Raw genomic sequence first — 20,777 nt, forward strand, 5'->3', positions numbered from 1 at the left:
GCTGGTTCCGCATGGCCCATCGTCCTCACCTGGCGCGCCCAACGTGCGCCCGTCGCGGGCGAAAGCTGCAAACGCAACGCTGCCGCGCGCCCGCTTAACCCTTCTTCAATGTATCTCTGAAATCGCGTCCTGAGTGCCGATGGCAAAGGGGCTGACATGATCCATCCTCCCAACAAGGATGAATCACATCCGATGCCTCAAGGGAATCCCCCGCGAGTCAGGTTCAAGCCGAAACGCTTTAGCTTGAAGCGGGCAGGGCGGTCTCGTCGCCTTTGCCGATGATCAGGCTTTGACCTGAGACGCCACTTTCCTCCACTCGTCGGGAGCGTCCTCCGGTTTGTGCACTGGCCACGTCCAGCGTGAGCCGCGATGCGGTTCTGTAGCCTGCACCGCCCCAGTCCGGGCGATGGTGCCCGGACCGGTTAAAGCCAGCCATGCCCTCAGCCCTGATAATCTTCGTCCGAGACCTTCTCCAACCAATCGACTGCCACACCGTCGACCGCTTCCTGAATGGCGATGTGGCTCATCACGGTCTTGGGCGAAGCGCCATGCCAGTGTTTCTCACCAGCCGGGAACCAGACCACGTCGCCCGCCGAAACCTCCTCGACCGGCCCGCCTTCGCGCTGCACCCGGCCACGGCCGAAGGTGATGATCAGCGTCTGGCCCGCCGGATGCGTGTGCCAGGCCGTGCGCGCGCCGGGCTCGAAGGTGACGTGACTGCCGGCGACGGTCGCGGGCGGTTCGGACTGGAACATCGGATCGACGCGGACCGTGCCGGTGAACCAGTCTGCCGGGCCGGGCATGGAGGGGATAGTGCCGGAGCGGGTGATTTTCATGGGATATCTCCTTGGCTTGGCGCGTGTTCAGTCGCGCAGTTTGTCGAAACGGTAGGTCAGGGCCGCCCCGCCCGGCTGGTTATAGGCCAGTTCGGCGGTGACCATGGCGAAAGGCTCGACGAAGCGGGCCGTGCGCAGGCCGCCCGCCTCCAGCGGCTCGAAGCCGATCTCGCGGACAAGATCGCCGGCGATTTCCTTGGCTTCCGGGTCATCGCCATAGATCAGCAGATGCGGCGATGGATCGAGATGTTTGCGGGCGAACACCGGCGCGAAGCTCTCCGACGGGCTGGTATTGAGCGTTGCCACCCAGCGCGCCCGGGGGCGCATCCGGGCGAGCTCCTCGGCACCCGAGGTCGTCATGCCGACGACGATATCCGTGTTGCTCTCGTCGAGCGGCACGCAGCAATTGATCACCACCTGCCCCGCCATATCGCCCGCCTGCGCAAGCACGTCTTCGATGCGTGACCAATGCACCGCGAGCAGAATGGCCCCGGCCCCCGCCACCGCCTCGGCGACGGTGCCATGCGCCCCGCCGGACTCCCGCGCAAGGCGTTCCAGCTTCGCGGGGCTGCGGGAATAGGCGAAGGTCACGTCGTGGCCGCATTGGCCCCAGAGCGTGCCCAGCTTCGCCCCCATTAAGCCCGATCCGAGAATGGCGATCTTCATGGCGTGCTCCGTGCTACTCGGCGCGTTGCTCGAACACCTGCTTGGCAATCGGCAGGGCCGAAAACACCTTCGGCCAGCCGGTGTAGAAGGCGAGATGCGAAAGCACACCGCTTGCCTCTTCCTGCGTCAACCCGTTGTCCATGGCGCGGGCGAGGTGGAAGCTCATCTGGTCGGGCTGGCCGGCGGCGACGAGGGCGGCGACGGTGACAAGGCTGCGGTCGCGCGGGGCCAGGCCGGGCCGGAGCCAGAGATCGCGGAACAGCAGATCGCGGGTATTGTCGACCACGCCGATGCTCACCTCGCCGAAATTGCCACGCACCATCTGTTCGCGCATGTCTTCGGCCTGTTCGTTGAGCGGCAGAAGCTCGACGTCGACAGCGGGCAGATCCGCAACCTCTACGCCGCGTGCATCGAAGACCGGCGCGGCGGCCTCGGCGGCGGCCATGGCATTGCCCCAGCCGGAGTAGAACGCCAGATGCGTGATCGTCTCGGAAATCTCGGCCGCCGTCACGCCGGCATCGAGCGCCAGCGCGATATGGGCGGAAAGCGCCTCGGTTTCATGCCGCGTCATCAGGGCCGCGAAGGTGACAAGGGCGCGGTCGCGCGCGGACAGTTCGTCGCCCTGCCAGACGCGGCCATAGAGGTCGTCGGTGGTGTAGGCCTGAAGCGCGGGAGCGACCCGGCCGAGGCTTTCGGGGATCGTGTCCTGCGCCAGCGCGGCGGTGGACATGAGGGCAAATGCCGATGCGACGATGGGGGTCTTCATGACGGGGCCTCCGTTCGGGGGGTTGGCTGTGCTTCCAGATATGGACCCCGTCGCCCGGCAGGTTAATGCGCGCGCCCCGCAAGCCAATCATGAGGCAGCTTCATCAATCAGCCACGCTCGCGCAGGGCCTCAAGCACAATGTCGAACGCCGCCGAGGGCCGCTCGCGGCTGGGGTAGTAGAGGTAGAACCCGGGGAAATAGGGCGAGTAATCGCCAAGGCAGACTTCCAGCGCGCCAGTGGCAAGGTGCGCCGCGACCAGACGCTCGGGAACCAGCGCCAGCCCGTGCCCGTCCACCGCCGCCTGCATCACCGGGTTGATCGTGTTGAACGTGACCTGCCCACCGACCTTGACGCGGATATCGTGGCCGTCCTTGTCCTCGAACTCCCAGGCATAGAGCGCACCATGGTTCGAGAGGCGCAGGTTGATGCAGCTATGTGCGCTCAGATCCTGCGGCGTCTCCGGCGTGCCGGCCCGCTCGAAATACGCAGGCGCCCCGACGCAGACCATGCGTTCGTCCGGGCCGATCCGCATGGCGATCATCCCCTCGCTCACCTGATCGTTGTAGCGCACGCCGGCATCGCATTGCGCCTCGGCCAGATCGGTGTAGCCGTAATCCATGACGAATTCGACATTCACCTTGGGATGCTGTTTCAGCATCGGCGAGAGCTTCGGCCAGAGCAGGCTTTCGATCGCGTATTCCACCGCGGCGATGCGCACCGTGCCGATCGGCTCGCCCCGGTCCTCGTTGAACGCCTCCAGCCTTGCTTCGATCCGGTCGAAACAGGGCGCGATGGTGGCCAGCAGATCCTCGCCCTCGATGGTGGGCGCGACCGAGCGGGTGGTTCGGATCAGGAGCCGGCGGCCAAGCCGCTGTTCCAGCGCCTTGATGGTATGGCTGAGTGCGGATTGCGACACGTTCAGCCTTGCCGCGGCGCGGGTGAAACTGCGTTCCTCGGCGACGGCCTGGAAGGCGATCAGGTCGTTGATGTTCTCGCGCAACATGGCATTCCCCGCACCTTTTCCTCGGCGCATGTGGACCATGCACCGGGCCACTCCCCCGAGCAGATCACGGATCCGAAGGCTTGGCAAATCAATCAATGATTGCTGGTCATGACTGGGTTGAGAACAGCGGGCATTATCATCGCGCAGTGCCGGGGCGATCTTTGCAGGAGGTTCGGCGCTGCCGTTGCCGGACCAGCTTGGAGAAGCCCGCCGCAAGGAGGTGACCTGCGAAGCGCGCTTCTGCTACGTCATCGGCATGACGAAGGCCCGAGTGGATCATGTGCACCGCATTGACGTCTGGTCGCGCGGCGCTCATTTTCACCGATGGACCGGGTAAGATGGGCGACGTGCAAAGGAGGGCGTCATGATCAGAAGAATCACAGGTCCCGCGCTCGCCGTCTTCCTCGCATTTCCTGCACTCGCCGGAGCGGACACACCGAAGGAGGCCGCCATGACTGAAATCGTCGTCATCGTCGACGGCGTGCATCTGCCCGCCACGCTCGACGACACCACTGCAGGGCGCGATTTCGCCGCGCTCCTGCCGCTGGAGCTGACGCTCAGCGATTATCATGCAACCGAGAAAATCGCCGATCTGCCGCGCAGGCTCGACACCACAGACGCGCCCGCCAGCTATGCCGCCCCCAACCCGGCGATATCACGCTCTACGCGCCCTGGGGCAATCTGGCGATCTTCTACAAGCCCTTCCCGGCCTCCGCCGGTCTGGTGCGCCTCGGCGCCTTCGATGGCCCGATAGATGCGCTCCTGAAGGACGGAGATTTCCCGGTGCGGATCGAACGCGCCGATTGATTGGCGCACAGCACCGCACACGGCAAACCAGGGCCGGTTTGTCCAATCTGTGCGGCGCCGGATTAATGCTCTGCGCTCATGAGTGGGTTCAGGTTTCGCCCGATTGTCTCGGCGGGGTTGCAAGGCCACATATCCACCAGACGCACCGGAAATGACCGGCCCGCAACGAAAGGAACGACACATGATCCTGCAAGAGAATTACACCCTGTCCAACGGCGTCGAGATCCCGAAACTCGCGCTGGGCACCTGGATGATCAAAGACGACGTGGTCGCCGACGCGGTCAAAACTTCCGTCGCGCTGGGTTACCGCCACTTCGACACCGCGCAGGCCTATCGCAACGAGCGCGGCGTGGGCGAAGGCGTCCGCGACAGTGGCGTGGCGCGCGAAGAGCTGTTCGTGACCACCAAGCTCGACGCCTCGTTCAAGGACTATGACGGCGCGAAAGCGGCCATAGAGGGTTCGCTGAAGGCGCTGGGGCTCGACTATATCGACCTGATGATCATCCACAGCCCGCAGCCCTGGCAGGATTTCCGGGGTGACGACCGCTACTTCCAAGGCAACCTTGCGGCGTGGAAAGCGCTCGAGGACGCCTATGAAGCCGGCAAGATCCGCGCGATCGGCGTGTCGAACTTCGAGAAAACCGACATCGACAACCTGCTCGACAACGCGAAGGTGAAGCCGATGGTGAACCAGATCCTCGCCCATGTCAGCAACACCCCGACAGCTTTGATCGAGTATTGCCAGAGCAAAGGCATTCTGGTCGAAGCCTATTCGCCGGTCGGGCATGGCGAGATCCTCAAGAACGCCGAGATCGGCGCGATGGCGGAGAAATACGGCGTCAGCATCCCGCAGCTCGCCATCCGCTACGTGCTGCAACTGGGCCTGCTGCCACTGCCGAAAACCGCGAACCCGAACCATATGCGCGCGAATGCGGAGGTCGATTTCGACATCTCCAAGGCTGACATGGAGGCGTTGAAAAACGTCGAGACGATCAAGGATTACGGCGAGGCCAGCTTTTTCCCGGTCTACGGCGGCAAGATCTAGGAAGGCGTGCCGGGCCAACCGGGCCCGCGCGGCAAACCCCCGGCAACGTGGGAAGCGAATCCTGCGTTGCCCGTTTTACACGCGCTGGCGGCACATCCAATCGCAGCCCCGGCGCCGGTTTCGATGATGGCTTCGAGTGTGATACAGGCGCTCTGCCCCCAGCCCGAAAAGCACGGGCGGGCATTGACATGGAGAACACGGATGCAGGTAGACGCCACGCACAACCCGGACCATCGGCATCTGCGCCTCTGGGCCGAATTCCTCGTGCTCTTCCTGCTCACCCCGGTCGCAATGGCGTTGTTCCTGCCGCCCACCGCGATGTTTCCGGTGCTGTTCGCCTCGACCCTGGTCGGGGCGATCCTGTTGCACCTCACGCCGGGCTTTCGCTGGCGCGATCTGAAACGCGGCTGGCAGCAGGGCGACTGGCGGACGGTCATTGCCTTCGCTCTGGTCACCGCGCTCCTCTCATGGGCCGTGTTGATGACGGTCCTGCCCGAAGCGTTTCTCGGGATCTTTCAGGTCAGCCCGTGGCTATGGCTCGCGATCATGCTGCTCTACCCGATCCTGTCGGCCCTGCCGCAGGAGGTGGTGTTTCGCCCGCTGTTCTTCCGCCGCTACGAACCGATCCTGCCGCCGGCACGCGCCGGGCTGGCGCTGAACGCGGCGCTCTTCTCGCTTGCGCATCTGCTCTACTGGAACTGGATCGTCGCGGCGATGACCTTTGGCGGCGGTCTGGTCTTCGCCTGGGCCTACGAAGTGCGGGGGTCTTTCCCGCTGGCCCTGGCGCTACATGCGGTTGCGGGCAATATCCTGTTCACCATCGGGATGGGGGTGTTCTTCTACTCCGGCAATGTCGTGCGCCCGTTCTGAGCCAACCGCGGTCGACAAAACCACCCGGGACAACGGGTGTTCGGTTGGCGTCAGATCCCGCCCGGTGCTGCGTGCTTTGCCTTGGCTGGCCCCATGGGCTTGCCCCTGATCCAGACGTTGCTTCCTGGCCGGGACGATCTGACCATAACTTATGGTCAGTTTTTTGGGGCCTGTGGTCATCTACCAAGGGGTGATCGCGGGGAGTAAGGGAGCTTCTCGTATGGCGCTGGCGAAAAACAGAAAAGTGTGCGCTTGGACGAAGAAAAAAACGCGTCATACGGAGTGCAATTCTGGATGCGGCACTGGCGACGATCGAGGCATCCGTGTTCGACGGCGTGACAATGACGGAGTTGGCAGCGCGCTCGCTATACGAGTGGCGATCAAGATCGGTGGCATGTGGAGCATCGGCAGGTTTTTGATCACGGGTCTCGTTTACAAAGTATCCAAGCGTTCCGCAGCGCTGCCTGGGTGTTATTGCGTTGTTTGGAAAATAGATTGCATTATTCCATCCAGTCAAAAACCCACAATGAACGGGGTGGCAACAGAAGACACTGGCACGAGATGGCCAGCGGCCCTGCGCGGAATGGTTGTCGCGAGACGGTCCGTTCCGATCTCGCTGCGCCTCAGCCGGTTTTGGCTGACGCGGTTGCCGCAGGTTCCCCGGAGAACAACGGCCCAACGCCCACCTCGCTCACGCCGCCCGTCGGATCGCGGAGCAGGAACAGGGCGTCGAGCCCGCGTCTGCGTGCGAGGGCGGCCCCCTTTTCGGGGCCGAGCACCATCAGCGCGGTCGCCCAGGCATCGGCCTCGGCGCAGGTCCGGGTCACGACGGTGACCGACGCGGGAGAGCCGATCAGGGGTGCGCCGCGGATCGGGTCCATGGTGTGTGACAGGCGCCGCCCCTGCACCTCGACCCAGTGGCGGTAGTCGCCCGATGTCGCCACGGCGGCATCCTGCAGCGCGAGGATGGACCGGGGCGCGCGGCGCGCGGGGTCGGGCGCCTCGACGGCAATGATCCATGCCGTGCCATCGGGCCGCAATCCGAGCGCCCGCATCTCGCCGTCGATCCCGACGAGGGCATCGGCGATGCCGTGGTCGCGCAGGGTTTCGGCCAGCCGGTCGGCGCCATAACCTTTGGCGATCCCGTTCAGGTCGAGCGCAAGGGGGGCGGACTTGCGAACGCGGCGCTCCCCGATCTCCAGCACCTCATGCGCCGGGGCGCGCGGCGAGGTCATCGCGGCCCGGATTCGCGCCGAACTGGCGGCCTCCGGCCCGAAGCCCCAGGCGGTTACCGCGTCGCCCATGCCGATATCGAAGGCTCCGCCCGAGGCGCGGCCGACCTCGACGCCGAGGCGCAGAACCTCCCTGAGATGTCCGGGAGCCGCCACCCATTCGCCCACCGCCGCCGCGTTGAGGCGCATCAGGTCGCTGTCGGGTGTCCAGGTGGACATTTGCGCGTCGACCTCGTTCACCGCCGCCTGCAGCGCCGCGCGGAGCGGATCGGGGTTAAAGCCGGGCTCCGCGAAGAGCAGCGCCGACCAGCGGGTACCCATGGTCGGGCCGCTCAGGGCAAGGCGCAGGGTCTTAGTAGACATCTTCGACATACCGCCCCTCCGCTTTCAGAAGTGCGGGCGTAAGCCCTGTCGGCGCGAGGATCTCGGCCAGAGCGTCGGTCACGCCGGCGGCCATGTCGCGTCCGCCGCAGACCATCACGCGGGCGCCGTCCCGGATGAGCCGGGCGAGCGCGGCGGTGTCACCGCGCAGCGCGTCCTGCACGTAGTGGGGCCGGGCCCCGCGCGAGACGGCGGTGACCAGACGGGCCAGACGGCCTTCCTCCTGCCAGTCGGGCATCTCCTCGCCGTAGAGGTAGTCGCTGTCGGGATGCCGCATGCCGAAGAAGAGGTGGATGGGGCGGTGCCGGGCATTGGCGCGCACGAAGCCTGCGAGCGGCCCGATCCCGGTTCCGGCGCCGATCAGGATCAAGGGCGCGCGGCCACGACCGGGGCGGAACCCCGGGTTACGGCGCCGAAAGGCGGTCACGGCGTCGCCGGGTTCCAGTGCCGTCAGTTGCCCCGAGCAGAGGCCGCCGGGGTGCTTCTTTACCACGATCTCGATGAAACCGTCGCGGCGCGCGGAGGCGAGCGAGTAAAAGCGCGGCACCGGGCTGCCTTCGGGCAGAATACCGATCAGGTCGCCCGCGTCGAAGCGCGCGAAGCCCGTCCCGGCCAGCCGCCGCCAGAGCGTGGTACGCGGCAGCGCGAAGCGCAGGATCGCGGTCGGCGCCTGCACCTCGGCGCCGTAGTCCCGGCGGGAGACGAGGGTCAGCGTCTCGGTTCTGGGAAGAACCGGCTGATGGGTCAGTTCGAGGTCGATCCCCAGCACCTCGCCGAGCGCGCGGCCCCAGCGCGCGAAGTCTTGCGGCGATTGGCGGTCGATCGTGTCGAGCGGCAGAAGTTGCGGCCAGCCCTTCGCCTCGGCTGCGTCAGCGACTGCCTTTGCGAACCCGCAATAGGCCGGAAAACTGCGGTCGCCGAAGCCGAGCACGGCAAGCGGCGCATCGGGCGCGTAGTCGGTTGCGCCCAGCCGGGCGAGAAAGCCTTTCGCCGAAGCAGGCGCCGCGCCGTCGCCATAGGTCGCGGCCAGCACGATGATCTGCCCGGCGCGGGTGTAGCGATGTGGCGCGAAGGCTGACATCGGTGAGACATGCACGCTCTGGCCCGCCTCGGTCAGAGCGGCGTGGAGCGTGGCGGCGAAGCCCCATGTGCTGCCGCCTTCGCTGCCGACGAGCAGGATCGTTTCGGCACGTCCGGCAGGCTGATTGCCCCGGATGCGGGGCCGCCCGCGCCGCCCGGCGAACCAGATCAGGGTGCCGGTCATGCTCATTGCCGGCACGCCGAGCGCTACGAGCCCCAGCAACAGCCCCAGCGCCGCGGCGCCTTGCCCGGTATGCAGCATGTAGATGGTTTCCGAGATGCGCTCCCACCCGGTCAGATCGGCCCAGCTCAAAAGCGCGCCGGTGCCCTGATCGAGATACCCGGTGCCCTGAGCGGTCTTCAACGTGAAGACATCGGTGACATCGCCCGGATAGGGAAAGCTCAGCTCGCGCAGCGCGGCGACAGGCGTTTGCCGCAGAGCGGCTATCTCGTTCAGCGCGGCCCCCGTCTTGCCGCTCACTTCGGCGGGGGCGGCCGGCGTGACGCTGCCGTCGGGAAGCAGATCGAAGGTGGAGGCCGTCATCCAGAGGGCCGTGCTGGCCGAGAGGACAAGGCCGAACACCGCGATCCGCGCGATTTCGACATGAAGGCGCCCTGCGAGCGGCCCGCGCAGGGGCGCGAACCAGTGCCGCCAGCCGCCCGCCCGCCGCGCGACCAGCGCCGCGCCCGACAGCGCCAGGACCAGCATCGCCGCCGCCCCGGCGGCCATCGCGATGCGGCCGCCATCGCCAAGAAACAGCGAGCGGTGCAAATTGGTGAGCCACCGCTCGGCCTGGTTGGGGTCGGCCGATGCCACGCCCCGGCCCGTGGCGGGCTCGATCACGGCGGCTCCGGGCGCGCCCTGATCGAACCAGTAGGCGGTGATCCGGCCCGAAGGTGACCGGCGGATCTGCTCGACGCCCGGATAGATCGCCCGGATACGCTCAGCCAGAGCGCCGACCGTCAGGCCGGCCTCGGCTTGCGGCGCAGCGATCCGCTCGGCCGCGGGAAAGACCGAGAGCGCCGCGCCGCTCAGGGCGAGGATTGTGACGAGCGCGAGGGCCAGAAGACCCGGCCAGCGATGGAATGCACGGATCATGGCCCTGTTTCCTCACATGTCGTAGGTGAAGCTGGCGACGTAGCGGCGCCCGTTCACAGGCGTGCCGGCGCCGTCCGTCGTCAGCGGAGCGCTTACTTCGTTGGGGCTGTCGCGCATGTCTTCGACGGCGGCGTCGATGTGAAGCGTATAGCCCGCATCGAAGAGTGCATCGGCGAGGTCAAGGGTGATCTCCAGCGTCCGACCCGCGCCGACGCTCGCGCCGGTGATGCCGTTCACCTGTGCGGTATCGCCGCCTGTCGCGCGATACCAGTCGCTCAGATGCTCGTAGTATTTGGATTTGCCGCCCGCCATCCAGAGGCTGCCGACATAGGCACCCGAGGCGTCGGTGACGTAGAGCGCCAGATAGGCGCCGTCGCCGCCGTAATTGTTCAGGGTGGTGGTGAGGGTCACCGGCCGGGCCATGGCCAGGCCGGGAAGCGTCAGCGCGGTGGTCACCGCGAGCGTTGCGAGGAGCGATTTCATTGGGGGGATCCTTGTTCGGGGAATTGCTGCGGCGAAGCTCAGTTCACCTGGACCTGCGGCGGGGTGGTGTTGCCGAAGAGGCCGTTCCGCGGCGGCGCGACGGTGCCGGCGGGCGCGGGATTGCGGGCACCGCGGCGGCGGTCGTCGTCCTCGTAATCCATCTCGACGATTGCCAGCGTCATCGGGTCGAGTTTTACCTCGATCTCGCGGCCTTTGCTGTCACGTCCCTTGATCTCGTAGCAGCCATCGTCGATCCCGACGTGGCGCACATTCCAGCCGTTCTGCTCGGCCACCTGCATCGCGGCCTCGCGCGGCTGCCACTGGCCGCGGGGCGCGTAGCAATCGTCGTCATCGGCAAGGGCCGCGCCTGCGGGCAGAAGTGCCGCGAGTGCGAATGCGGTGAGGGTCTTTCTCATGACAGGTCTCCTTTTGTCTGCTGAGACCTGTCTGGAGCGCCGACCTGAGGGTTTCCTGACGGCGCGGCGATTCCCCCTTCAGCTTGCCGTCAGGAAGGGAAAAGGCCGGCTGAAGCAGCCGGCCTTCGAAGCTTCTTTTGGGTGGGAGAGAGCCATCTGACCACCTGTTGCCGGGCCTCAGTTGTCAAAGCCAGGTTTGTGCGGATCACCGATACCCGTCATTGGCGTGAGCTAGGCTTCATAAGCGGGTCCGGCGGGATCGTGACGGTCGCCGGATGAGCAGATGAAGGGTGCGCCCGCGCGGCCATGTCGACGAGCAGTGCCGACGGGTAGAGCACGTCGATATCGCTGGTCTGGTGCCAGATCATTGTCTCTGCCAGGCGCGTTGTTTCGGCGTCCCCGTTCTCGTCCGCCACTGCATAAAGCTCGACCAAAGCAGTCACGAGGTTTACGTCACCGTCGTAGAGCTGCGACAGTTCCGCCTCGATGCGCATCCGGTCGGGTAAGTCCACCATCCGGCTTGTTGGCACAACACCGACCCAGCCAAGCAACGGCAGGACCAGCCGTTCTTGCGCGGCGTTTTGCAGTGCCATGAGTTCGGCGGCTGCGCGGGCGGCGGCGCCAATCTCACCGGGCCTTGTAGTGATTTTCTCGAGCTGTGCCTGGAAATCCGCGTGAACTGCGCTCAGGGCGTAGGGGGTTTCGTAGGGTGCCGCCTCGGCAGGGATGACAAGGGGCGACAGGGCCGCAGCGACGATCAGAATCTTTTGCATCTTAGCCTCCTCTTACTTGATGAATTCAATGTGAGGGTCATGCCTGATGTTTGCCTGACGGGAGTGCGGTTTACGGTTCAGCTTGCCGTCAGGAAAAGGCCCTGCGCTGAAGTGCGGGGCCAGGTGGGATCGAAGGGACGGTCGGCCCTGTAGCCTGTGCGAGTCAGCAGATGTCATCTGGTCCCGGGGTGCGTTTGTGGCCGGTAACCATGGCACGCGCGAGGTTCTCGCGATGCCGGACGGATGCCAGCACGACGCCACCGACATGCAGCGCCGCAAGCAGCAACATCAGGTTTGCCAGCGTCTCGTGGACCTCTTTCAGCGGACCGTCAATCTCGTCCCGCGCGCCGTATTCGTGCGCGTCCCGGTCGCCGTCGGCCCGGGCAGGGGGCACGATCCAGGTTGCGTCCGGCAACATCGCCACGCGGTCCGGCTCTGCAATGAGCCAGCCGGTGAAGGCGGTGCCCGACAGGGTAATGAGCAGCGCCAGGATCATCGCGGCGCCCGCTGGATTGTGGCCGAGATGGCGCTGTTCGCTTCGCCCGGCCATGTCGCGGAGATAGGCGAGCGTAGCGCCAGGGCCCTTGAGAAACTGGGCGAAACGCGCATATCGTCCGCCGACAAAGCCCCAGATCAGCCGAAATGCAATGAGGCCGGCCACCGTATAGCCCGCGATCTCGTGCAGCGGCTGCACTTCGTCGGCGGTGAGCCAGGCCGTCGCGAAAGCGGCGACAAGGCTCCAGTGAAACACCCGCACCAGCGGATCCCAGACCCGAACCTTGCCGGACGTCTCAATCTCCGTCTGCGGCGGCTTGTGCGTGGCGGTGTCAGTCATTGTCGTCTCCGTCGCGATCCCGGCGCGGGCGATCGTCATCATCGTCCTCATATTCAAACTCGATCACCTGAAGCGTGGCGGGATGGATGGTGACCTCGATCTGACGCCCATCGGAATCGTAGCCTTTGATCTCGTAGCATCCGTCGTCGATCTTGATGCGGCGCACCGACCAGCCGTTCTCCTCGGCAAGCCGGGCGACGGCATCGCGCGGCTGCCAATCGGCCATCGGCACGAAGCAGTCATCGTCCGCCAGGGCGGCGCTGGCCGGAAAGACCGCGAGAAAGCCGAGAATTGTCAATGTCTTCTTCATGGGCCAAACTCCTCGCTGCGGCCATCTTGATGCACTTCATGCGCGCCGAAGCTGACAGCAGCCTGAAGGGGCATGCGGCCCCGCTTCAGCTTCGCGTCAGCCAAACGGGTCATGGAGGGTCATCGGGGAAAAGAGAGGCGACCATGCGCATCCTGCTGATCGAGGACGACACGGTTCTGGGCGCCGCCGTGCGCGACCAGATCGCGGCCGATGGCCAGTCGGTCGACTGGGTCACGCGCCTCGATGCCGCGGGCGACGCCCTGCATGGCGCGTCCTACGATCTGATCCTGCTCGATCTCATGCTGCCCGACGGGCGCGGCATCGGGTTCCTGAAGCGCTTGCGCGCGCGGGGCGAGGTGACGCCCGTCATCATCCTGACCGCGCTCGATCAGGTGTCGGACCGGATCGAGGGGCTGAATGCCGGCGCCGACGACTACCTGGTCAAGCCCTTCGATCTGGCCGAGCTTTCCGCGCGGATCGGCTCGGTCGCCCGGCGTTATAGCGGAAACCCGAACCCCATCGTCACCCATGGGCCGCTTGAGATCGACCTTGCGGCACGCAGTGTGCGCCGAGATGGCAGGCCCGTCCAGCTGACGGCCCGCGAATGGGCCCTGTTCGAAGCCTTCCTTGCGCGCCCCGGCCAGCTCTTGTCGAAGGCGCAACTGGAAGACAAGCTCTACGCCTTTGACGCCGAGGTGGAGAGCAACACGATCGAAGTTCATGTCAGCCGCCTGCGCAAGAAGCTCGGCTCCGCGGTTATCGAGACCGAGCGGGGCCTGGGCTACAGGCTGGGCAAGCCATGAGGCTGCCCCGCAGCCTTCAGGCAAGGCTCGGTCTTTCGGTCGGGCTCGCGCTGACGATCCTGTGGTTCCTGGCCGCGACGGGCACAGCGGTGATCCTTCGGGGCGAGATGGACGAGGTCTTCGACAGCGCCCTGCGCGAGACCGCGGAGCGCATTCTGCCGCTCGCCGTGACCGATATCGTCGGGCGCGAGGATGAGGGGATCACCCAGCGGCTCGCGCCGATCCGCGAGCATGACGAGTTTTTCACCTATGTCGTGCGCGATGCCGAGGGGCGGATTCTCCTGCAATCCCATGCGGCGGATCCGGAGGTCTTCCCGGCTTATGACGGGCCGGGATTCCGGCAGACCGCGACCCATCGCCTGTACAGCGATGCGGCGCTTCAGGGGACGATCCGGATCACGGTTGCCGAACCGCTGGCCCATCGGGCGGCGGTGGCGCGGGAAATCCAGATGGGTCTTGGCCTTCCGCTGCTGATCGTGCTGCCGATCGCACTGGCAGCGATCATTCTGGCCGTCCGGTTCAGCCTCGTGCCCTTGCGCCGCTACCGCGCAAGGTTGGAATCGCGCGGCGCCCACGACTTGTCGGAAGTTCCGGCTGACGATCTGCCGGCGGAGATCGGTCCGCTGGCCGAAGCCCTGAACAGTCTGTTGGCCAGGTTGCGAGAGGCATTCGAGGCCGAGCGCAGCTTTGCCGCGAATGCCGCACACGAACTGCGCACGCCGCTCGCGGGCGCCATTGCCCAGGCGCAGCGGCTCCGGTCGGAATCGCGAGACCCTGCCGTCGAAGCGCGTGCCGCCGAGATCGAGGCCACGCTCAAGCGGCTGACGCGGCTCTCGGAGCGTCTTATGCAACTTGCCAGGGCAGAGGGCGGCCGGCTACGCCTCGACAGAAGCGCAGACCTGCGGGCCGTTGCGCGGGTTATGGTGGAGGATATCGGACATGCGCACGCACCGGGGCGTATCGTGCTGACGCTGCCGGAGACGCCGGTCATGTCGGATCTCGATCCCGATGCCTTCGCGATCCTGTGCCGCAACCTCGTGGAGAACGGTCTGCGGCATGGATCGGAGAGCGCCCCCGTCGACGTGACGCTGACCGCCGGCGGGCAGCTGATCGTCGCAAACGATGGGCCCGTCGTGCCGCGCGATGTTCTGGACCGTCTGACGGCCCGGTTCGAGCGGGCAGATGCAAGCAGCGATGGCAGCGGGCTGGGCCTTGCCATTGTCGCCGCCATCGCCGACCGGATCGGCAGCCCGCTTGTTCTGACCTCGCCGCGCCCGGGCGCTACGGCCGGCTTTCAGGCGTCGGTGATGTTGCCGACAGAGGGTGCCGTTGGGCCATACCCGTTGATCGCTGAAAAAAGATCGTGAAACAAAGCCGGAAAGCAGGCCGCCGAGGGTCCCTCGACGGCTGCGAAGCGACCCGCCGCCAACCCGAGCCGATCGAACTTTCAGGATCCGCGGGCGAGGTTGTCGGGGCTTCGTGTGAGGCATCTTTCCGGAGGGCGGTGACGCGGTGGTATTGCCGGGCCATAGGCAGCGGCGCGGTCGATGCCAGGCCATCTGAATGATCCAGCCACCTCCGGCTCAGGTCTTTGCATTTCCAAATTATTACCAAAATACTTCCGGCTAATCGTTTTGAGCATAAGACAGCACCTGTTCAGGTTCCTAGGATCTGGCCAACCGTATTGATCCAATATCGAAAGGCCAGCGCCATGATGAAAATGCCGGAAATGCCCAATCTCGATCTGCAGGCCATCGTTGACGAACTCAGATCGTCGGCCCGCCGCACCAAGCAATTGTGGCTGAACGACGACTCCCTCGCTTTCGTGGCGCGGGGCCGCGAATATCGCAGCGAGTTTCATGTGAACCCGAGCTATGAGATTCAGTATTCGCTGATCGGGGATCTGCACCTGCATTACCGCACGCCGGAGGGCAAGGAAGAGGTTGCCGTGGTGCCGGAAGGTTCCTGCCTCTATCAGCCCGCCATGGTGCCGCACTCGCCGCGTTTCGGGCCGGATTCGTTCCAGCTGGTGATCGAGCGCTCCCGCAAGCCCGGCGAGGTCGACCAGTTCAACTGGTATTGCCCCGCCTGCGACGAGCTTCTGCACACCGTCACCCACACGGTTGACGACTACAAGGTTGACCCCGTTTCGCGCGCCTATGAGCAGATGAACGCCTCGGAAGAGATCCGCACCTGCAAATCCTGCGGCAACGTGATGCCGGTGATCGAAATGAACCAGCCGAAGATCAGCGGATCGTAATGGCGGGTTTGACCACGCTTGCCGCCCAGGTCGCGCCGGCGCACACGGCGCTCCTGGTGATCGACATTCAGAACGACTTCTGCGACGAGGCCGGGTTTCTCAGCCGTGAGCGCGGCTATGACGTGAGCTTTGCCGCGCCTGTCGTCGACAGGATCGGCGCGCTGGTAGCAGACGCCCGTGCCGCCGGGGCAGGGATCGTCTGGCTGCGCTCGCATTACGATTTTCGCTTTCTGAGCGAGGCGCAGCAGGTCAAACGCGGGGCCGAGGGCTGTTGCCTCGAAGGGGCATGGGGGGCCGATTTCTACCGCATCGCCCCGGAGCCAGGCGATACAGTGGTCACCAAGCACAGCTTCAGCGGGTTCTGGAACACCGGGCTTGACGCGCTGCTGAAGGAGATGGGCGTGAAAACGCTGGTGGTGACCGGGGTCGCCACCAATGTCTGTGTCGATTCCACGCTGCGCGACGGGTTTTTCGCAGGCTATTACATCGTGCTGGCCGAAGACTGCGTCGGCAGCAACAACGCCGCCGGTCATGCCGGAACCGTCGCGACTGTCCGCACCAATTTCGGCATGGTCGCCGACAGTGTGCAGATCATCGCGGCGATGCGGGGGCAGGGCGGGTGACCATTGCGCCGCCCCGGACCGCCGCCGCTCCGGGGTATACTGTGCCGGGGCGTCAGCCGAGATAGGCGACGCAGTCGATCTCGACATTCACGCCCTTGCGATGGGGGGTGGCGCCGATGCAGGTGCGTGTGACCTTTTCGCCCGCCATCACCTCGCGGAAGGTTTCGTTGAAGGCGGGAAAATCGGCGGTGTCGCGCAGGCAGACACGCATGTTGACCACATGGGCAAAGCTCGCGCCTGCCGCGTCGAGCACCGCGCGCAGGTTTTCAAGCGTGCGGCGGGTCTGAACGGTGATGTCGCCCTCGACAACGTCGCGCGTTTCGGGGTCGAGCGGGCCCTGGCCGGAAACGTAGACGAAATCGCCCGCCCGGATCGCCTGCGCCAGCGGCGAGGGATTGGATTTGTCGGTGAAGCCCGTGACCGGGGCGGAACTGGACTGGATGATCTGCTTGGGCATGGACGGTCGGGCTCCTCGGATATCGCTGGGGTTTTGTTGGGTGAAAGTATAGCCAGAATTTCGATTTCTTAAATGGATTTCGATGTTTTCAGCGGTGGTTTCCCCTCCTTTTCGGCCTGTTATGCCCAGTGTGGTGGCGTCTTATAACCAGTCTAAGAGGCAGCATTCAGGAAACGCATAAGCTGATCCGCCGCGCCATCGGATAAGCTTAAAGGGTTGATTCGGGAGGAAAGTTCTATGCAGTGGGCCGATCTGAAGGCGGATGAGATTTCCGGCCTTCCCAAGGATGAGACCATCGTTGTGGTGCCGGTCGCCTCGCTGGAGCATCACGGACCCCACCTGCCGACCGGGGTCGATATCGTTCTGACCTCCGAGATCGCCCGGCGCACCGCTGTTCTGACCGATCCCCACCGGCCAGTGCTGGTGACGCCGGCGGTCTGGAGCGGGCTGGCCGAGATGCATATGAGCCTTGGCGGCACCATCACCCTCGATCTTGACACGCTGCACGCGGTGCTGCGCTCGATCTGCCGCTCCATCGTCCGCCAGGGCTTTGGCAAGGTGCTGCTGCTCAACGGCCACGGCGGCAATATCGCCGCCCTTGGTGCGATCACCAACGAGATCGGCTCGACCCTCGATATCGCCATCGCCACGACGAGCTACTGGGAACATGCCGCCGAAAGGTTCGCCGCGATCCTCGAAGATCAGGACACGATCGGCCATGCCTGCGAGGGCGAAACCTCGATGATGCTGGCGCTGGCCGAAGGGCTCGTCGACCGCGACAAGTTCGGCCAGGCGATCGGGCCGGATAATCCGACGGTGGCCGATATCGCCGGCCCCGCCGTTCTGCGCTGGCGCAGTTTCGCCGCGCGCAGCACTGTCACCGGCACGCTCGGCAACCCGACCCGCGCCAGCGCCGGGAAGGGCGAAAGGCTGCTCGACGCCGCCGCCGAAAGCCTGTCGGCCTTCCTGCGCAACGACGCATTCTGGAATATGAGCTACTGACGCCGCACCGTCCGCCACATCGGACCGCCTAAGCCACCACTCAGGCGAAAAGGCCCGGTCCGCAAGGGCCGGGCCTTTGAATGCAGCGCTGACGGGGATCAGCCGAACATCGAGTTGGGCAGCAGCAGCACGATGCTCGGGAAGGCCACCAGCAGGATCAGACAGATGAGCATGGCGATCCAGAACGGGAACACGCCCTTGAAGATGCTCATGATCGGCACGTCCGCCGCCACGCTTTTGACGACGAACACGTTCAGCCCGACCGGCGGGGTGATCATGCCCATCTCGATCAGGATCACGATGATGACGCCCAGCCAGATCGGGTCGAACCCCATGCCGGTGAGCAGCGGGAACACGATGGGCACCGTCACCACCAGCATTGCCAGCCCGTCCATGAACATGCCGAGGAACAGATAGGCGACCACCACCAGCGCCAGCGCGCCATAGGGGCCGAGGCCCGCCCCCATCAGCGACTCGCCCAGCGTCGAAGGGATGTGGGTAAGCGCGAGGAACGGGTTGAGCACATTGGCCCCGATGATGATCAGGTAAAGCATCGCGGCGGTGCGCACCGTTTGCATCAGCGTCTCGCCAAACTCCCGCAGCGTGATGAGCCGCCCGGCAAAGGCCATGCCCGCCACCAGCACCGCCCCCACGCCCGCGGCCTCGACCGGAGTGAACACGCCCAGATAGATGCCGCCGATGGAAATCACGATCACGGCCAGCAGCGGTGCGGCCCGCAGCAGCGCGGTGAGGCGGTTGGCGCTGTCGGGCAGGCTGCCTTTCGGCCCTTGGCCGGGTTTCAGCGTGACGATGATGGCGATGGTGCTGAGGAACAGCCCGGTCAGCAGCAGGCCGGGCAGGATGCCCGCCATGAACAGCCGCCCGATGCTTTCTTCGGTGAGAATGGCGTAGATCACGAAGCCGGTGGAGGGCGGGATCAGAAAGCCCAACGTGCCGCCCGCCGCGATGGCGCCGGTCGACAGACTGTCGCTGTAGCCAAAGCGTTTCATCTCCGGCAGCGCCACCCGGCCGATTGTTACCGCCGTGGCGACCGACGAGCCGCTGACCGCGGCGAAGGCGGCGCAGCCGATCACCGAGGCCGAGGCCAGCCCGCCGCGCAGCCAGCCCACCCAGGCAAAGGCCGCCTCGTAGAGCCGGCGGCTGAACCCGGCGGCGGAGGAGAGATTGCCCATCAGGATGAAGAGCGGCATCACGGTCAGCGCGTAGTTCGACGTGGCCGAATAGGTTTCAGAGATCAGCAGCGCCCCCGCCGAGCGGTAACCGCTCAGGATCCAGGTGCCGAAGAACCCCACGATCAGCATCGCCAGCCCGACCGGCGTGCGCAGGATCATGAAGAAGAACATCGCGCCAATGGCGAGGATGCCGACGAGCGTATCAGTCATCATAGCTGCGTCCCCGCCGCAAAAGATCAATGATTTGAAGGGCAAAGATCAGGATGACGAGGCATATTCCAAGCACGATCAGCCCGTAGAACGGCCACAGCGAGAGCCGCAGCATGTTGGTGGCGTCCCCGTATTCAAAGGCGTCCGCGAGCCGCCGCCAGGCCCGCGTGACCAGCACGATCAGCACGTAGCCGCCCACCAACCGCGCGAGGATATCGCCAAACAGCCGGCCATAACGGCCGATCTTTCCGTCGAGCACGTCGATGCGCACATGCGCGTCGGTCTGGGTGGCGTAGGGCAGGGCGAGCATGACCATCGACACCGACATCAGCTGAACGATCTCGTTCACACCGAGGATCGGGGCGTTGAAGGCATAGCGCATCACCACCCCGACGAAGGTGATGCTCATCATCACGACGAGCGCCACCGCCGAGAGTGCCGCGAGGGCTTTCGATGCCCGGCCGAGATAACGCGACCGGGCAAGAGAGGATTCAGGCTTCACGGGGTTTCACGCGCGCGATCACTTCGACGCGGCGAGCGCGTCGATGAAGCCGCGGGCGTCGATGCCCTGGGATTCAGCGTCTGCGATGGCGGCGTCGAGCACCGGGGCGGAGGCGGCGTTGAACTCGGCCACCGCCTCGGGCGACAGTTCGATCAGCTCTTTGCCTTCGGTGTTGCCGAACATTTCAAGCCCTTTTTCCACGTCCGACAATTGCTGCGCATTGGCGAGGAATGACAGATCCCGGCCGGCATCGAGCATGGCCTGCTGCTGTTCCTCGGTCAGATCCGCGAAGGCATCCTTGTTCATGATCAGGAAGAAGGACGAGATCGAGCTGTCCATGCCGGTGGTGATATATTTGGTCACTTCGGCCAGTTTGAACACGAAGGTTGCCGTGCCGTCGATCATCGCGCCGTCGATCACGCCGGTTTGCATCGAGTTGTAGATTTCCGACACCGGCATCGACACCGGCGTCGCGCCCCAGCTCTCGACCATCAGGCCGGCATTGCGCGACGGAACGCGCAGTTTCAGCCCCTTGATGTCTTCCAGCGAGCGGACTGGTTTTTCCGCCGTAAACAGAAGGTTAGCACCATTTGACCAATACCCGATGAGTTGCGCGCGGCGGAATTCCTCGTCGAGCATGTCGATATTGTCGAGCACGGCCTTGGTGCCAGTTTCCTCGGTGATGACGCCGGGCAGTTCGGTCAGCAGCAGCTTGGGAAAGTTCGAGGCGGTGTAGCCGGGCAGGGCATAGGCCAGCTCGGCCAGCCCGTCGACAACGCGGTTATATTGCTCGACGGGACCCGGCCCAAGTTCGCCGCCGGGATAGACCCGGATCGTCACCTCGCCATTGGTGCGCTCGGCCACGTCATTGGCGAAGACCGCCCAGACCTTTTCTTGGAACGGATGGGTCGCGGGCAGGAAATCGGCGAGCTTCAGCTCTTCCGCCTGTGCCGCCGAAGCGCCGAGGACCGCGAAGGCCACCGGCGCAAGCAATTTTTTCATGAATGTCATTCTGGTATCTCCCTGGCTGATGCCGTTTTTCTCATTCGTTGCTGGGCACCCAAGTGGGTGTGTGACATCGTCGGATTCAGGCGCGCGAACCTGCGGAGATGTGCGGGTCGCAT

23 protein-coding genes and 1 pseudogene are annotated in these 20,777 nt (G+C 65.1%); 9 read left to right on the plus strand and 15 right to left on the minus strand.

All coding sequences use genetic code 11. The annotated features are described in order from the left end of the window. Positions 1–440: 440 nt before the first annotated feature. The 4 genes from QMG28_RS19055 to QMG28_RS19070 all read right to left on the minus strand — a co-directional run bounded on the left by QMG28_RS19055 (position 441) and on the right by QMG28_RS19070 (position 3,272). Positions 441–836: a (R)-mandelonitrile lyase gene (locus QMG28_RS19055; RefSeq protein ID WP_281843823.1), complete on the minus strand. Its 396-nt coding sequence runs from the start codon at positions 834–836 to the stop codon at positions 441–443. Positions 837–863: 27 nt separating this feature from the next. Beyond that, complete coding sequence (locus QMG28_RS19060; RefSeq protein ID WP_281843824.1) at positions 864–1,502, minus strand: NADPH-dependent F420 reductase; 639 nt, start codon at positions 1,500–1,502, stop codon at positions 864–866. 13 nt (positions 1,503–1,515) lie between these two features. Beyond that, the gene (locus QMG28_RS19065; protein WP_281843825.1) at positions 1,516–2,268 is read right to left on the minus strand and encodes a carboxymuconolactone decarboxylase family protein; all 753 of its coding nucleotides are present in this window, start codon (positions 2,266–2,268) and stop codon (positions 1,516–1,518) included. A gap of 107 nt (positions 2,269–2,375) precedes the next feature. Continuing rightward, positions 2,376–3,272, minus strand: coding sequence for a LysR family transcriptional regulator (locus QMG28_RS19070; protein WP_281843826.1), 897 nt, complete (start codon positions 3,270–3,272; stop codon positions 2,376–2,378). Positions 3,273–3,723: 451 nt separating this feature from the next. Between QMG28_RS19070 and QMG28_RS21005 the strand changes: the two are divergent. From QMG28_RS21005 to QMG28_RS19085, 4 genes and pseudogenes are all read left to right on the plus strand, one after another. Then, positions 3,724–3,840 (plus strand): annotated as a pseudogene (locus QMG28_RS21005) (cyclophilin-like fold protein); the annotation flags it as partial. Positions 3,841–3,959: 119 nt separating this feature from the next. Continuing rightward, positions 3,960–4,079 (plus strand): hypothetical protein, encoded by a 120-nt coding sequence (locus QMG28_RS21010; protein ID WP_353545367.1) that lies wholly within the window; start codon positions 3,960–3,962, stop codon positions 4,077–4,079. Between the two features lie 181 nt (positions 4,080–4,260). After that, complete coding sequence (locus QMG28_RS19080; protein WP_281843828.1) at positions 4,261–5,124, plus strand: aldo/keto reductase; 864 nt, start codon at positions 4,261–4,263, stop codon at positions 5,122–5,124. Positions 5,125–5,325: 201 nt separating this feature from the next. Further along, a complete protein-coding gene (locus QMG28_RS19085) occupies positions 5,326–5,994 on the plus strand; it encodes a CPBP family intramembrane glutamic endopeptidase (RefSeq protein ID WP_281843829.1) in 669 nt (222 codons plus the stop codon). Positions 5,995–6,617: 623 nt separating this feature from the next. On the opposite strand, the gene QMG28_RS19090 is transcribed toward QMG28_RS19085, so the two are convergent. The 7 genes from QMG28_RS19090 to QMG28_RS19120 all read right to left on the minus strand — a co-directional run bounded on the left by QMG28_RS19090 (position 6,618) and on the right by QMG28_RS19120 (position 12,603). Beyond that, positions 6,618–7,598 (minus strand): FAD:protein FMN transferase, encoded by a 981-nt coding sequence (locus QMG28_RS19090; RefSeq protein WP_281843830.1) that lies wholly within the window; start codon positions 7,596–7,598, stop codon positions 6,618–6,620. After that, positions 7,579–9,786: a PepSY domain-containing protein gene (locus QMG28_RS19095; protein WP_281843831.1), complete on the minus strand. Its 2,208-nt coding sequence runs from the start codon at positions 9,784–9,786 to the stop codon at positions 7,579–7,581. The genes QMG28_RS19090 and QMG28_RS19095 overlap by 20 nt, the downstream gene beginning before the upstream one ends. A 12-nt stretch (positions 9,787–9,798) precedes the next feature. Beyond that, positions 9,799–10,269 carry a DUF2271 domain-containing protein gene (locus QMG28_RS19100; protein WP_281843832.1) on the minus strand — a complete coding sequence of 157 codons (471 nt, stop codon included), beginning with the start codon at positions 10,267–10,269 and terminating at the stop codon, positions 9,799–9,801. A 38-nt stretch (positions 10,270–10,307) separates the two neighbouring features. Next, a complete protein-coding gene (locus tag QMG28_RS19105; RefSeq protein ID WP_281843833.1) occupies positions 10,308–10,685 on the minus strand; it encodes a PepSY domain-containing protein in 378 nt (125 codons plus the stop codon). Between the two features lie 218 nt (positions 10,686–10,903). Then, positions 10,904–11,458, minus strand: a complete 555-nt coding sequence (locus tag QMG28_RS19110; protein ID WP_281843834.1) for a hypothetical protein — start codon at positions 11,456–11,458, stop codon at positions 10,904–10,906. A gap of 163 nt (positions 11,459–11,621) precedes the next feature. After that, positions 11,622–12,293, minus strand: a complete 672-nt coding sequence (locus QMG28_RS19115) for a cytochrome b/b6 domain-containing protein (RefSeq protein WP_281843835.1) — start codon at positions 12,291–12,293, stop codon at positions 11,622–11,624. Next, on the minus strand, positions 12,286–12,603 hold the full coding sequence (locus QMG28_RS19120) for a PepSY domain-containing protein (RefSeq protein WP_281843836.1): 318 nt from the start codon (positions 12,601–12,603) through the stop codon (positions 12,286–12,288). The genes QMG28_RS19115 and QMG28_RS19120 overlap by 8 nt, the downstream gene beginning before the upstream one ends. Before the next feature lie 143 nt (positions 12,604–12,746). On the opposite strand from QMG28_RS19120, the gene QMG28_RS19125 reads away from it, so the two are divergent. The 4 genes from QMG28_RS19125 to QMG28_RS19140 all read left to right on the plus strand — a co-directional run bounded on the left by QMG28_RS19125 (position 12,747) and on the right by QMG28_RS19140 (position 16,289). Further along, positions 12,747–13,406 (plus strand): response regulator transcription factor, encoded by a 660-nt coding sequence (locus tag QMG28_RS19125; RefSeq protein ID WP_281843837.1) that lies wholly within the window; start codon positions 12,747–12,749, stop codon positions 13,404–13,406. Next, entirely contained in the window at positions 13,403–14,773 is a 1,371-nt protein-coding gene (locus tag QMG28_RS19130; protein WP_281843838.1) for an ATP-binding protein, read from the plus strand. Before QMG28_RS19125 ends, QMG28_RS19130 begins: the two co-directional genes overlap by 4 nt. Before the next feature lie 347 nt (positions 14,774–15,120). Continuing rightward, positions 15,121–15,666 carry a 3-hydroxyanthranilate 3,4-dioxygenase gene (locus QMG28_RS19135; protein WP_281843839.1) on the plus strand — a complete coding sequence of 182 codons (546 nt, stop codon included), beginning with the start codon at positions 15,121–15,123 and terminating at the stop codon, positions 15,664–15,666. Beyond that, positions 15,666–16,289 (plus strand): cysteine hydrolase family protein, encoded by a 624-nt coding sequence (locus QMG28_RS19140; protein ID WP_281843840.1) that lies wholly within the window; start codon positions 15,666–15,668, stop codon positions 16,287–16,289. Before QMG28_RS19135 ends, QMG28_RS19140 begins: the two co-directional genes overlap by 1 nt. A 52-nt stretch (positions 16,290–16,341) precedes the next feature. On the opposite strand, the gene QMG28_RS19145 is transcribed toward QMG28_RS19140, so the two are convergent. Further along, entirely contained in the window at positions 16,342–16,746 is a 405-nt protein-coding gene (locus tag QMG28_RS19145; RefSeq protein ID WP_281843841.1) for a RidA family protein, read from the minus strand. 237 nt (positions 16,747–16,983) lie between these two features. Between QMG28_RS19145 and QMG28_RS19150 the strand changes: the two genes are divergently transcribed. Beyond that, a complete protein-coding gene (locus tag QMG28_RS19150) occupies positions 16,984–17,748 on the plus strand; it encodes a creatininase family protein (RefSeq protein ID WP_281843842.1) in 765 nt (254 codons plus the stop codon). Between the two features lie 98 nt (positions 17,749–17,846). Here QMG28_RS19150 and QMG28_RS19155 read toward each other — a convergent pair whose 3' ends face one another. The 3 genes from QMG28_RS19155 to QMG28_RS19165 are packed head-to-tail and all read right to left on the minus strand — an operon-like array spanning position 17,847 to position 20,664. Next, positions 17,847–19,151 carry a TRAP transporter large permease gene (locus tag QMG28_RS19155; protein ID WP_281843843.1) on the minus strand — a complete coding sequence of 435 codons (1,305 nt, stop codon included), beginning with the start codon at positions 19,149–19,151 and terminating at the stop codon, positions 17,847–17,849. Continuing rightward, on the minus strand, positions 19,144–19,653 hold the full coding sequence (locus QMG28_RS19160; protein WP_281843844.1) for a TRAP transporter small permease: 510 nt from the start codon (positions 19,651–19,653) through the stop codon (positions 19,144–19,146). Before QMG28_RS19160 ends, QMG28_RS19155 begins: the two co-directional genes overlap by 8 nt. Before the next feature lie 18 nt (positions 19,654–19,671). Beyond that, positions 19,672–20,664, minus strand: coding sequence for a TRAP transporter substrate-binding protein (locus QMG28_RS19165; protein WP_281843845.1), 993 nt, complete (start codon positions 20,662–20,664; stop codon positions 19,672–19,674). Positions 20,665–20,777: the final 113 nt, after the last annotated feature.

The sequence above is a fragment of the Sinisalibacter aestuarii genome (assembly GCF_027923545.1).
In the GTDB taxonomy this organism is placed as follows: Bacteria; Pseudomonadota; Alphaproteobacteria; order Rhodobacterales; family Rhodobacteraceae; genus Sinisalibacter; species Sinisalibacter aestuarii.

What these genes read in the sequence shown, in the direction of transcription:
- QMG28_RS19055 (WP_281843823.1), bottom strand. Translation starts at nt 836, where the DNA reads ATGAAAATCACCCGCTCCGGCACTATCCCCTCCATGCCCGGCCCGGCA.
- QMG28_RS19060 (WP_281843824.1), bottom strand. Translation starts at nt 1,502, where the DNA reads ATGAAGATCGCCATTCTCGGATCGGGCTTAATGGGGGCGAAGCTGGGC.
- QMG28_RS19065 (WP_281843825.1), bottom strand. Translation starts at nt 2,268, where the DNA reads ATGAAGACCCCCATCGTCGCATCGGCATTTGCCCTCATGTCCACCGCC.
- QMG28_RS19070 (WP_281843826.1), bottom strand. Translation starts at nt 3,272, where the DNA reads ATGTTGCGCGAGAACATCAACGACCTGATCGCCTTCCAGGCCGTCGCC.
- QMG28_RS19080 (WP_281843828.1), top strand. Translation starts at nt 4,261, where the DNA reads ATGATCCTGCAAGAGAATTACACCCTGTCCAACGGCGTCGAGATCCCG.
- QMG28_RS19085 (WP_281843829.1), top strand. Translation starts at nt 5,326, where the DNA reads ATGCAGGTAGACGCCACGCACAACCCGGACCATCGGCATCTGCGCCTC.
- QMG28_RS19090 (WP_281843830.1), bottom strand. Translation starts at nt 7,598, where the DNA reads ATGTCGAAGATGTCTACTAAGACCCTGCGCCTTGCCCTGAGCGGCCCG.
- QMG28_RS19095 (WP_281843831.1), bottom strand. Translation starts at nt 9,786, where the DNA reads ATGATCCGTGCATTCCATCGCTGGCCGGGTCTTCTGGCCCTCGCGCTC.
- QMG28_RS19100 (WP_281843832.1), bottom strand. Translation starts at nt 10,269, where the DNA reads ATGAAATCGCTCCTCGCAACGCTCGCGGTGACCACCGCGCTGACGCTT.
- QMG28_RS19105 (WP_281843833.1), bottom strand. Translation starts at nt 10,685, where the DNA reads ATGAGAAAGACCCTCACCGCATTCGCACTCGCGGCACTTCTGCCCGCA.
- QMG28_RS19110 (WP_281843834.1), bottom strand. Translation starts at nt 11,458, where the DNA reads ATGCAAAAGATTCTGATCGTCGCTGCGGCCCTGTCGCCCCTTGTCATC.
- QMG28_RS19115 (WP_281843835.1), bottom strand. Translation starts at nt 12,293, where the DNA reads ATGACTGACACCGCCACGCACAAGCCGCCGCAGACGGAGATTGAGACG.
- QMG28_RS19120 (WP_281843836.1), bottom strand. Translation starts at nt 12,603, where the DNA reads ATGAAGAAGACATTGACAATTCTCGGCTTTCTCGCGGTCTTTCCGGCC.
- QMG28_RS19125 (WP_281843837.1), top strand. Translation starts at nt 12,747, where the DNA reads ATGCGCATCCTGCTGATCGAGGACGACACGGTTCTGGGCGCCGCCGTG.
- QMG28_RS19130 (WP_281843838.1), top strand. Translation starts at nt 13,403, where the DNA reads ATGAGGCTGCCCCGCAGCCTTCAGGCAAGGCTCGGTCTTTCGGTCGGG.
- QMG28_RS19135 (WP_281843839.1), top strand. Translation starts at nt 15,121, where the DNA reads ATGAAAATGCCGGAAATGCCCAATCTCGATCTGCAGGCCATCGTTGAC.
- QMG28_RS19140 (WP_281843840.1), top strand. Translation starts at nt 15,666, where the DNA reads ATGGCGGGTTTGACCACGCTTGCCGCCCAGGTCGCGCCGGCGCACACG.
- QMG28_RS19145 (WP_281843841.1), bottom strand. Translation starts at nt 16,746, where the DNA reads ATGCCCAAGCAGATCATCCAGTCCAGTTCCGCCCCGGTCACGGGCTTC.
- QMG28_RS19150 (WP_281843842.1), top strand. Translation starts at nt 16,984, where the DNA reads ATGCAGTGGGCCGATCTGAAGGCGGATGAGATTTCCGGCCTTCCCAAG.
- QMG28_RS19155 (WP_281843843.1), bottom strand. Translation starts at nt 19,151, where the DNA reads ATGACTGATACGCTCGTCGGCATCCTCGCCATTGGCGCGATGTTCTTC.
- QMG28_RS19165 (WP_281843845.1), bottom strand. Translation starts at nt 20,664, where the DNA reads ATGACATTCATGAAAAAATTGCTTGCGCCGGTGGCCTTCGCGGTCCTC.